The organism is Sphaerisporangium sp. TRM90804 (genome assembly GCF_029846175.1).
Classification (GTDB): domain Bacteria; phylum Actinomycetota; class Actinomycetes; order Streptosporangiales; family Streptosporangiaceae; genus Sphaerisporangium.
In genome coordinates this window covers 120,810-132,224 of sequence record NZ_JARWAC010000019.1, presented here as the reverse complement: position 1 = coordinate 132,224, position 11,415 = coordinate 120,810, and the positions used below count along the sequence as shown (strand labels likewise).

Here is an 11,415-nt window from a genome sequence, read left to right as displayed (position 1 = left end):
CGAGCCCGGCCACGGGCACGGTGCCCGCCACAGGCGCGGTGGTGCCCGCTAAGGGGGCGGTGGTGCCTGCGGAGGAGTCGCCGATCGCGCGGGTGCTCGTCGACACGCCGTTGCCGCACCTCGACCGTCCCTTCGACTACCTCGTCCCCGAGACGATGGCGGCCGACGCCGTTCCCGGCTGCCGCGTCAGGGTCCGCTTCGCCGGGAAGCTCGTCGACGGCTTCGTGCTTGAGCGCGCGGCGACCACCGAGCACGAGGGCAAGCTCTCCCCCCTGGAGCGCGTGGTCTCGCCCGAGCCCGTGCTCACCCCGGAGGTCGCCGCTCTCTGCCGCGCCGTGGCCGACCGCTACGCCGGCACCATGTCCGACGTCCTCCGCCTCGCCATACCCCCCCGCCACGCCCGCGCCGAGGCGCCCCCCGGCGACAAGACGCCCGCCGGCAAGACGCTCCCCGCCGAGGGAGGGCCCGCCGCCGAGGGGGCGCCGCCGGCGGCCCGGGTGCGAGCGGAACCCGGCGTCGCGCTCACCGAGACGGCCGAAGCCCTCCCAGCCGCCCCCGAGGCGGCCGTGGGCCCGGCCGAGACGGAGACCGAAGGCTCGGGCCGCGCCGAGGCGCCCACCGGCGACAAGACGTCCCCCGCCGAGAAGGTGCCCCCCGCCGGCAAGACGCCCGCCGCCGGCAAGACGCCCGCCGCCGAGGGGGCGCCGCCCGCCGAGGGGGCGCCGCCGGCGGCCCGGGTGCGAGCGGAACCCGGCGTCGCGCTCACCGAGACGGCCGAAGCGCCCCCAGCCGCCCCCGAGGCGGCCGTGGGCCCGGCCGAGACGGAGACCGAAGGCTCACACACCGAGCCCTCCGGCGCGCCGCCGGTGGGGGAGGTGGGGATCTGGGGCGAGTACCCCACGGGGCGGTCCTTCCTCACCGCCCTGGCCGAGGGGCGGACGCCCCATGCGGTCTGGGCCGTTCTGCCGGGTACGGGGGGGCGTCCCTCCGGCGGTGACGGTTCCTCGGGTGACGGGTCGCCCGGAAGCCCCGGCGCGGTGTCCGCCGAGGGCGGCGCGCGGGGTGGGCGCGCGAAGGCGCGCCGGGGGCGCGGGCAGGAGGCGGGGGTCACCGTGGGCGCGTGGGCGTCGGGGGTCGCCCTGGCGGTGCTGGCCACCGTGCGCGGCGGCCGGGGGGCCGTCGTGGTGGCGCCCGACGGCAAGGACGTGGCGGTGCTCGACGCCGCCCTGCGCGAGGCACTCGGCGAGGGAATGCACGTCGCGCTGACCGCCGACCTCGGGCCCGCCGAGCGGTACCGGCGATGGCTGCGTGTGCTGCGGGGGGAGGTCCGGGTGGCCGTCGGCACCCGGGCGGCGGCGTTCGCGCCGGTGCGCGGCCTCGGCCTGGCGGTCATCTGGGACGACGGCGACGACCTGCACGCCGAGCGGCTGGCGCCCTACCCGCACGCCCGCGAGGTCCTGGCGCTGCGCGCCCACCTCACCGGCGCGGCCATGCTGATCGCGGGCTACGCCCGCACCGCGGAGGCGACGCAGATGATCGCCACGGGCTGGGCCCGCGCGATCACCCCGCCGCGCGAGGCCCTGCGGCGGCACGCGCCCAGGGTGCGCCCCGCGGGCGACGACGCCGACCTCGCCAGGGACGAGGCCGCCCGCGCCGCCCGCCTGCCCAGCGTCGCCTGGAACGCCCTCAAGCAGGGCCTGGCGACCGGCCCGGTCCTCGTCCAGGTTCCCCGCCGCGGCTACGTTCCCGCCCTGGCCTGCCAGTCGTGCAGGGCCCCCGCCCGCTGCGTCCACCCTCCCCAGGCCCTGGCCCCGATTCCGCCCGCCCAGGGGAGCCTGCCGGGTCGAGGGGCCGCGAATGCCCGGAGGGCCGGGGCGGGTCGGGGGACTTTCGGCACTCCGGCGGGCCAGACGGCTCCCGGTACTCCGGGGGGCGAGGGGATTCCTGGCATCCCGGGGGGCCACGGGGCTCCCGGCACTCGGGTGGGTCGGGGGACCTCCGGCACCCCGGGGAGCCAGGGGACTTCCGATACGGGGCGACCGGGGATTCCTGGCATCCCGGCGGGCGGGGGGACTTCCGGCATCCCGGCGGGCCGGGGGAGCGCCACCGCCGCCGGGGGTTCGGCGCACCAAGGAGCCCTCGAAGACCCCGGGGCCGCCGTGGCGCGGGGGGGTCCGGGCTTCCCGGCGGTGGCGGGCGGAGGGCCGTTGTGCGGGGGGCCGCTGGCGCTGCGCGGGGGGCATTCGGCGCCGTACTGCCGGTGGTGCGGGCGCATCGCCGGGGGGTGGCGGTGTGCCTCCTGCGGGGGGAACCGGGTCAGGGCCGTCGTCGTGGGCGCGCGGCGCACCGCCGAGGAGCTCGGGCGGGCGTTTCCCTCGGTGCCGGTGAGGACGTCGGGGCGTGACGGCGTGCTGGCGGCCGTCGGGCCGGCCCCGGCGCTGGTGGTGGCGACGCCCGGGGCCGAGCCGGTCGCCGAGGGCGGGTACGCGGCGGCGGTGCTGCTCGACGGATGGGCCATGCTCGGCCGCCCCGACCTTCGCGCCTCGGAGGAGGCGCTGCGGCGCTGGATGAACGCTGCCGCCCTGCTACGCCCCGCCGCCGAGCTGGTCGTGCTCGCCGACGCCGCCGTGCCCGCCGTCCAGGCGCTGCTGCGCTGGGACCCGGTCACCCACGCCGAGCGGGAGCTGGCCGACCGCGCCGCCCTGGGCTTCCCCCCGGCCGTCCACATGGCGACGCTGACCGGCACGCCCGCCGCCGTCAGGGAGATGGCCGCCGGCCTGCGCCTGCCCGAGGGAGCACACGTGCTCGGCCCGGTGCCGCTCGACACCCCCAGACGCGACCCGGCCGGGGTGGAGGAGCGGCTGATGATCCGCGTGCCCAGAAGCGCGGGCGGCGCGCTCGCGCGCGCGCTGAAGGGCGCGGCGGGCGTGAGATCGGCCCGCAAGGCTCCCGACGTGGTGCGGGTGAGCATGGACCCGATCGACCTGATCTGACCGCACGCTCGCCGACCGGCGGAGCGCCGGAGGTTGTGGCGGGGTGGGCGTGTGTGGGGTCGCGTCTGGCCGCGTGTTGGCTGGTTGGTGGTGTGCCGGAGGTTGTGGCGGGGTGGGCGTGTGTGGGGTCGCGCCTGGCCGGGCGTTCGCCGGTCGGTGGTGTGCCGGAGGCGTGGCGCGGTGAGCGTGTGTGAGGTCGCGTCTGGCCGCGTGGCCGCTGATCGGCGGGGCGCCGGAGTGGTTCAGGTCGAGAGGGACGCTAGCCAGCCGGTCAGGAGCTCGTTGACCTCGTGGGGGCGTTCCTGCTGGATCCAGTGGCCGCAACCGTCGAGGAGGTGGGAGGAGACGAGCCCGGGCAGGGTGACGGGGTAGGCGTCGATCGCGTCGCTCAGCCAGATGGTGGAGGCGTCCAGGGCGCCGCCGATGAACAGCGACGGCTGGACGATGGGGGCGGCGTCCCACGGGGCGAGGTCCTCCCAGTCGCGGTCCATGTTGCGGTACCGGTTGAGTGCCGCGCTCATGCCGGTGCGTTCGAACTCTCCGGCGTAGACGTCCAGGTCGTCCTGGGCGAGCCAGGACGGCGGCGGGCCGGCGGGGAACCGCTCGCGCAGTGTGCCGCCGCGGGTGACGAAGTGCGGGTCGGGCAGGCCGGGGGCGGGCATCGTGTCGCCGGAGAAGGCGGCGTAGATCCCGGCCAGCCAGCCCTGGACGTCCGGTTCGATCTCGGCCTCGGCCCGGCCCGGCTCCTGGAAGTAGCCGACGTAGAACTCCTCCTCGCCGCCCATGCGGGCGAAGACCTCGCTGGGCCGGGGCCCGCCCCGCGGCGCGTAGGGAACGCTCAGCAGCCCGACCGCGGTGAACACCTCCGGCCGCACCAGGGCGCTGTTGGCGGCGATGCTCGACCCCCAGTCGTGACCGATGATGGTCGCGGTCCGCTCGCCGAGGGCGTGCACCACGGCGACCATGTCCTCGACCAGTTCGAGCATCCGGTAGGCCGCCACCCCGTCGGGCTTGGACGAACGGCCGTATCCGCGCACGTCCACGGCCACCGCCCGGTACCCGGCCGCGGCCAGCGCCGTCAGTTGGCGGCGCCAGGAGTACCAGGACTCCGGGAACCCGTGAACCAGCAGAACCAGCGGACCGGTGCCCCGCTCCACCAGATGGGTCCGGCCCGCCGGTGAGGGAACCAGACGGTGCGTCTCCCCGGCCTGAACTGCCCGCGACATGAATCCTCCCGAATCGAAGCGCCCCTGCGGCGCACCTCCCCAGCATGGGACGGCGGGCCGGCGGCCTCCGAATCCTTTTGCCGTTCCGGCAACACCCTTCGACGCGCAAGATCGGCGTTCTCACCCACCGAGCCGATCGGTCTCATGTGGACGGCTCCCTCCCCGCGCCGGGGCGCACCGGGGGCGGGCGGGGCGCGGTGCTCCGGAGCTGGTGCGGGGGTGTATGGATCCGATCGATCTGGTCTGACCGGCCACTCGCCGATTCGCGGTGCCCTGAGTAAGCCGTTAGTTTCTCCCTGTGTCGATCGAATGGGTGAACGGGGCCATCGAGGAGATCCGGGCGTGGGGGCGCTCCAAGGACATCGCCGTCGATGTCGACGAAGTACGACTCCTGTGCGACTACGCCAGCGACTACCTCAGCGTCGGCGAGCTCGCCGACTTCACGCCCGGCACGTTCGAGCAGCTTCTGCTCGACATCTATCCGCGCAAGGTCATCGCCCCGCCCGAGAGCGCGGGCGAGACCGTCTCGGCGGCGCGCACGCTGGTCGACTTCCTGCTCGAGAGCGGGGAGATCGGCACCAAGATGGCCGACCGCATGCGGGCCAAGATCGACGAGATCGCGCCCGAGATGCCGGTGGCGCTGGCCGACACCACCAAGTTCGGCATGGCGAAGAGCATCTTCGCGGCGATGGGTGCCGATGCCGACGCCACCGCGCTGGAGGCCGACCCGCCGCACGGCCCGGCCGGGCGCTACGGGCCCGAGCCGTCGAGGCGATCCAGGGCCGCCGACGGCGACGACTGCGAGTGCCCCGACTGCGCCCCCCTGCCGGCCGTGCGCCTGCCCGAGGCCGCGCGGGTCGCCGAGGCGGTCCGCGCGGTGGGCCTGCTCGGTGACGCCCACGGCGTCGTCGCCTGGATGCTGGAGGGCGACCACGCGCCCACCGTGAAGGGCGGCCTGCGCGTCCGCGACGCGGCGCGCGTCACCCGCGACCTCGGCGTCCCGGCGCCCGCGCTGGCCTGGGAGCTGGCCGTCGCGCTGGGCCTGGCGGAGGTCTCCGGCGCCTCGGTGACGGCGGGCGAGGGGTTCCGGTCCCTGCCGTCCCGCGGCGAGCGCGACGTGCTCGAACTGTGGGCCGGCACGGTCGCCTTCCTCACCGGCGGCCCCGCCGCCTCGGTCACCGGCTCCGCCCGCCTCGACCGCGAGCTGGACGCCGTGCACGAGGCGCTCTACCGCTCCCAGGCCCCGCTGAGCCTCGCCGCCGTGGTGGGCGACGAGGCGGCCGGCGGGGAGGCCGAGGAGCTGGAGGCGGCGTTCGACGCGCTCGCGCGGGGCGGCACGGTCGAGCGGGTGGGGGACGCCGTCCGCCTGACCCCGCACGGCCTGTGGGGCCTGCGCGAGGTCTACTCCCGCATGGGCATGGACGCCCCGCTCGCCCCCGACCCCACCGAGGGCGACGCCGCGGGGCTCATCGCCGCGCTGCTGGGCCGCCTGTCGGCCGAGCAGGCCGAGCGCGACATCACGGTTTGGCTGGGGCGCCGCTCCGCGCTTGAGGCGGCGCGCGAGCTGCTGGGGGCCGTGCGCGGGGCGCAGGCCGTGGCGCGCGGCGTCGCGGTCGCCGTCGTCGACCGGCTGGGCGCCGAGGCCGAGCCCGCCGTGCGCGCCTTCCTCGACGACGCCGAGCTGCGGCCGCACGCCGCCCACTGGCTGGCCGCGCACGGCCTCGACGCGCCCGTGCTGACGCCCGAGGAGGTCCTGTGGGTGAGCGTCGACCTGCTGGCCGTCTCGGTGCCCGCCGGCGACGACGACGCGGCGGCGTTCGCGGGCAGCCTCGCCGGGGCGGCGCCGTCCGCGCACGTCATCGAGGAGATGTGGCGCGTCGACCACCCCGACGTGGCCGAGGTCCTCGACCTGCTCGGCCGCCATCTGCCCGACAGGAACCTCGCCAAGGCCGCCCGTAAGGCCGCGTTCAAGGCCCGGTCGCGCGGCATTCACTGACAGTCTTGGTCAAGGTCCCGAGTGGGTCTGCGGGTGTGGCTGGTGTGGAGTAAGTTGCCTGAATGGCGAACACCGGCAACGGCGGAATCTTCGATCTTGGAGAGCTGCGCAGCCTCATCGACGAGCTGGGAAACGTGTCCGGCGAGGAGCGTGAGGCGCTGCTCGCCGAGATGGCGGGCGGCGACCCCGAGGGCGATCGCGGCGATCTCGGCAACGAGGTGCTGAGCTTCCCGCCGGTGGAGCTCGCCCCCTCCGACGAGTTGACCGCCGCGGTGCTGTCGGTCCCGCTGGTGCGCGACGCCAGGCGCCTGGCCGAGTGGACGGGCACCCGTGAGGTGGACGAGCAGGGGCTGCTCCGGCCCGACGACGCCCGCGCGGCCGTCGAGGCCCTCGGCCTGGCCGGCGACCGCCTGCGGCTGGTGTGGATCGTCGCCGTGAACAGCGGTCTGCTGCGCATCACGTCGGGCGGTGCGGGGCCCGGCCCGGGCATGTCGGCCGACCTGATGGAGTTCTGGGACGGCGTGGTCATGGACGTCCTCGACCGCACCGAGGAGGGTCTCACCGGTTCCGCCGTGGCCGACGAGCACCTGACCGAGATGCTCGCCACCATCTACGCCACCGCCGACGGCATCGCCTACAGCGCCCTGGTGGAGGGCATGCTCCAGGCGCACGAGATCGGCTGCGAGGCCCGCGCGGGCGAGATGCGGCGGCTGCGCGAGCGGCTCCCGGCCGAGCTCGACACCGCGCTCGACCTCCTGCAGTACTGCGGGCTCTTCGAGCGCGCGGGGGACGGCGTCCGCCTGACGCCGCTCGGGGTGTGGGCCGTCCGGCAAGATCTTCTGCGTGAGGGGCACGACGCGCCGCTGCTGTCGGAGGTCGCCGAGTACGCCGAGCTCAGCGCCGTCGAGCTGGTCGAGGCCATGCTGGCGGGCCACGCCCCGTCCAGCGCGCCCACGCTGTGGGTGGAGCGCCGGGTGCCCGAAGACGCCGCGCGCGAGCTGATCAAGGTGGCGGCGTCCGGCACGGCCGGGCAGCGCGGGGTGATCGGCACGGTGCTGGAGGAGATGGGCCCCGAGGCCGAGCCCGCGATGCGCGAGGCGCTGGCCGAGCCCACGATGTGGCGGCACGCCGCCGTGTGGCTCGGCGTGCGCGATCTCGAGGCGCCGGTGCTCACCGAGAACGACGGCACCTGGCTCGCGGTCGACACGCTGGCCACGCTGCTGCACATCCCCGACGCCCGCGAGGCGATGGGCGAGTTCGAGGCCCTGGAGGGCGGCGACGAGCTGGTGCGCCTCATCGAGGACGTCAGCCGCAGCAGCCACCCCGACGCCATCGCCGTCCTCGAACTGCTCGGCACCCACCACCCCGACCCCTCGGTCGCGAAGGCGGCACGCAAGGCCGCCATGAAGGCCCGCTCCCGCTGACCCGCGGCGGCCTTGCGGCCGGGTCGCCGTGACGGCCGGGAGGGCTCCCGGCCGGGCCGGCATGAGCGGTGCGCGGTGGTCTGCGGTGGGGCCGGGGTGACGCCGGGCCGGCCGCTTCTCGGCAGGGGCCGCCGTGGGCACCGTGCGGTGGTCTCGCCGTCCGGTCGGCGAGCGTGGGGGAGCCGACGGGGGGGCGTCGGGCCGGTGATCGCGAACGGGTGTCTCCGCGGACCCATAAACTGGGTGCACCTTCCTGTCGTGACGCGAACGGAGTCGTCCGTGGCAATTCAGTCGATCCGCCTTTTCGGCGATCCGGTGCTGCGCACCCCGGCCGAGCCGGTCAAGGACTTCGACAAAGAGCTGCACAAGCTCGTCAAGGACCTCACCGACACGATGATGGACGCTCCGGGAGCCGGGCTCGCCGCCCCGCAGATCGGCGTCGGCTTGCGGGTGTTCACCTACTACGTCGACGACGTGGTGGGGCATCTGGTCAACCCCTCGCTCGACCTCGGCACCGAGATCGACGAGGAGGGCGAGGAGGGGTGCCTGTCGTTCCCCGGCCTCGCGTTCCCCACGCCGCGCGCGATCCGCGCGGTGGCCACCGGGTTCGACATGCACGGTGAGCCGGTCACCATCGAGGGCACCGACCTGATGGCCCGGTGCGTGCAGCACGAGACCGACCACCTCGACGGTGTGCTGTTCATCGACCGCATGGACATCAAGCAGCGCAAGCTGGCCATGAAGGCGATCCGCGAAGCCGAGTGGAGCGGCCTGGCGGCTCCCACGGTACGGTTCTCGCCGCACGCCACTCAAGGGAAGGCCCTCTGACAAGGTGCGACTCGTCTTCGCCGGCACTCCGGAACCCGCGCTGCCGCCGCTGCGGGCGCTGCTCGACTCGCCGCGGCACGAGGTGGTCGCCGTCGTCACCCGGCCCGACGCCCAGTCCGGGCGCGGGCGGCAGGTCCACCGCAGCCCCGTCGCCGAGCTGGCCGAGTCGCGGGGCATCGAGGTGCTGCGCCCGGCCAAGGCGGGCGACCCCGAGTTCCTGGCCCGGCTGAAGGCCCTCGCCCCCGACTGCTGCCCGGTCGTCGCCTACGGCGCCCTGCTGCCGCAGTCGGCGCTGGACATCCCCCGGTTCGGCTGGATCAACCTGCACTTCTCGCTGCTGCCCGCCTGGCGTGGCGCGGCTCCGGTGCAGCACGCCGTGCTGCACGGCGACCCGATCACCGGCGCGGCGACGTTCCAGATCGTCAAGGAGCTCGACGCCGGCCCCGTCTACGGCGTCGTCACCGAGGAGATCCGCCCGCGCGACACCAGCGGCGACCTGCTGGCCCGCCTCGCCGAGTCGGGCGCCGGGCTGCTGGCCGCCACGCTCGACGGCGTGGAGGACGGCACGCTGGAGGCCCGCCCCCAGCCCGCCGCCGACGGCGTCACCTACGCCGCCAAGCTCGACGTCAAGGACGCCCTGGTCGACTGGGCGGCCCCGGCGATGCGCGTCGACCGGCTGGTCCGCGCCTGCACGCCCGCCCCCGGCGCCTGGACGGAGTTCCGCGGCCAGCGCCTCAAGCTCGGCCCGGTGCTGCCCGAGCCGCAGGAGGCGCCGCTGGCGCCCGGCGAGATCTCCGCCGTCAAGAACACCGTGCTGGTGGGCACCGCGACCCATCCGGTGCGGCTGGACGAGGTCCAGCCGCAGGGCAAGCGGCAGATGACCGCCGGGGAGTGGGCGCGCGGCGTCCGCCTCGCCCCCGGCGACCGGCTCGGCTGACCGCGACGATGGGAGAGAAGTGACACAAGGGGGAGGCCGCCCCGACGGCCCGGCGGGCAAGGGGCGCAACCCCCGGGGTGGGGCCGAGGGGCGTGGCGCTCAGGGAGCAGCCCAGGGTCGTGGTGGCCAGGGGCGTGACGCCCGGGGCGGTCCTGAGGCTCGTGACGCCCGGGGAGCGGGCGAAGGGCGTAACCCCGTGACCGAGGGGCCCAAGGGGCGTGGCCGAGGGGGGCAAGGGCGTGGCGGGCCGCGCGGGAAGTCGGGGGTGGTGCGGGATGAGGCGCGGAACGTGGCCTACGACCTGCTCAGGGCCGTCGACGAGCGGGACGCCTACGCCAACCTGCTGATGCCCTCGCTGCTGCGTGAGCGCAGGCTCGGCGGACGGGACGCCGCGCTGGCGACCGAGCTGGCCTACGGCACGCTGCGCGGCCTGGGTACCTATGACGAGATCATCGCCGCGTGCAGCGACCGTCCGCCCGAGGACATCGACCCGCCGCTGCTGGACGCCATGCGCATCGGCGTCCACCAGCTTCTGAAGACCCGGGTGCCGCCGCACGCGGCGGTGAGCGCCACCGTCGACCTCGTGCGGCTGCGCGTCGGCGCGGGGGCCGCCAAGTTCGCCAACGCCATCCTGCGCAAGGTCGCCAACCGCGACCTCGGCCAGTGGCTGCCGATCGTCGCGCCCGACGTCGAGAAGGACCCCATCGGCCACCTCGCCGTCACCCACAGCCACCCGAGGTGGATCACCTCGGCCCTGCGTGACGCGGTGGGCGGCGACCTGGAGGAGACGGCGGCGCTGCTCGCCGCCGACAACGAGCGCCCCGGCGTGACCCTGGTCGCCTGGCCCGGGCGCGGCTCGGTCGAGGAGCTGCTTGAGGCGGGCGCCCAGCCGGCCCGTTACTCGCCCTACGCCGCCTACCTGCCCGACGGCGACCCCGGCGCCGTCCGGGCCGTCGCCGAGGGGCGCGCGGCCGTCCAGGACGAGGCCAGCCAGCTCGTCGCCCTGGCGCTCACCCGGGTGCCCGTCGAGGGCTCCGACCGGCTCTGGCTCGACATGTGCGCCGGCCCAGGCGGCAAGGCGGGCCTGCTCGACTCGCTGGCCGGCGACGACCGCCACCTGCTGGCGGCCGACCAGCGCCTGCACCGCGCCCGGCTGGTCCAGCGCACCGTGCGGCGGGCCGGGGTGGTCGCCGCCGACGGCACCGAGCCCGCCTGGCGGCCCGCGTCGTTCGACCGCGTGCTGGTCGACGCGCCGTGCACGGGCCTGGGCGCGCTGCGCCGCCGCCCGGAGGCCCGCTGGCGCCGCGCCCCCGAGAGCGTGCCCGACTTCGCGGCCCTCCAGCGGCGCCTGCTCGGCTCCGCGCTGGAGGCCGTGCGCCCGGGCGGCGTGGTCGCCTACGTGACGTGCACGCCGCACCTGGCCGAGACCCGCGCCGTCGTCGAGTCCGTCGCCAAGCGGCTCCAGGGCGTGGAGGTGCTGGACGCCCGCGCGTTCCTCCCCGAGGCCGACGACCTGGGCGAGGCCCCGTACGCCCAGTTCTGGCCGCACCGCCACGGCACCGACGCCATGTTCCTCTCCCTCCTGCGCCGCGTCTCGTGAAAGGACCCGCGCCGACCGGCCTCCGTACCGTCACTCGTGCTGGGTGACGGACGAGGGAGGCCGGATACGTTTGCGGGTCAGGGCTCGGATCGTCGGTCGCGGGCCTGCTGGAGTTCGGCGTTGATGCGCAGGGCTTCGGTGAGCTGGTCTTCCAGGATGATGATGCGGCAGGCGGGCTCCAGGGCGATGCCCTGGTCGACCAGCTCGCGGGCGCGGGCGGCCAGGCGGAGCTGGTAGCGCGAGTAGCGGCGGTGGCCGCCCTCGGAGCGCTGCGGCTCGATCAGTCGGGCCGCGCCGAGGTTGCGGAGGAACGCGGGGGTGACGCCGAGGATCTCGGCCGCGCGGCCCATGCTGTAGGCGGGGTAGTCGTCATCGTCGAACCGGTGACCGGAGATGTCACTCGGCGTGGCG

Annotated in this window: 8 protein-coding genes; 6 read left to right on the top strand and 2 right to left on the bottom strand. The window is 75.8% G+C overall.

Going from position 1 to position 11,415, the window contains the following annotated elements:
- Positions 1-62 precede the first annotated feature (62 nt).
- The gene (locus PYR91_RS24855) at positions 63-2,993 is read left to right on the top strand and encodes a primosomal protein N' (RefSeq protein WP_279783336.1); all 2,931 of its coding nucleotides are present in this window, start codon (positions 63-65) and stop codon (positions 2,991-2,993) included.
- 242 nt (positions 2,994-3,235) lie between these two features.
- Here the strand turns inward: PYR91_RS24855 and PYR91_RS24850 are convergent, their stop codons facing one another.
- Positions 3,236-4,219: an alpha/beta hydrolase gene (locus tag PYR91_RS24850; protein ID WP_279783335.1), complete on the bottom strand. Its 984-nt coding sequence runs from the start codon at positions 4,217-4,219 to the stop codon at positions 3,236-3,238.
- A gap of 298 nt (positions 4,220-4,517) precedes the next feature.
- On the opposite strand from PYR91_RS24850, the gene PYR91_RS24845 reads away from it, so the two are divergent.
- The 5 genes from PYR91_RS24845 to PYR91_RS24825 all read left to right on the top strand — a co-directional run bounded on the left by PYR91_RS24845 (position 4,518) and on the right by PYR91_RS24825 (position 11,004).
- Positions 4,518-6,215, top strand: a complete 1,698-nt coding sequence (locus PYR91_RS24845; RefSeq protein ID WP_279783333.1) for a hypothetical protein — start codon at positions 4,518-4,520, stop codon at positions 6,213-6,215.
- A gap of 62 nt (positions 6,216-6,277) precedes the next feature.
- Positions 6,278-7,639, top strand: coding sequence for a hypothetical protein (locus PYR91_RS24840; protein ID WP_279783331.1), 1,362 nt, complete (start codon positions 6,278-6,280; stop codon positions 7,637-7,639).
- Between the two features lie 279 nt (positions 7,640-7,918).
- Entirely contained in the window at positions 7,919-8,467 is a 549-nt protein-coding gene (gene def, locus PYR91_RS24835) for a peptide deformylase (protein ID WP_279783328.1), read from the top strand.
- A 4-nt stretch (positions 8,468-8,471) separates the two neighbouring features.
- Positions 8,472-9,404, top strand: coding sequence for a methionyl-tRNA formyltransferase (gene fmt / locus PYR91_RS24830; RefSeq protein WP_279783325.1), 933 nt, complete (start codon positions 8,472-8,474; stop codon positions 9,402-9,404).
- Positions 9,405-9,669: 265 nt separating this feature from the next.
- Complete coding sequence (locus PYR91_RS24825) at positions 9,670-11,004, top strand: transcription antitermination factor NusB (RefSeq protein WP_279783323.1); 1,335 nt, start codon at positions 9,670-9,672, stop codon at positions 11,002-11,004.
- A gap of 77 nt (positions 11,005-11,081) precedes the next feature.
- Here the strand turns inward: PYR91_RS24825 and PYR91_RS24820 are convergent, their stop codons facing one another.
- Entirely contained in the window at positions 11,082-11,354 is a 273-nt protein-coding gene (locus PYR91_RS24820) for a MerR family transcriptional regulator (RefSeq protein ID WP_279783418.1), read from the bottom strand.
- Between the last annotated feature and the right edge of the window lie 61 nt (positions 11,355-11,415).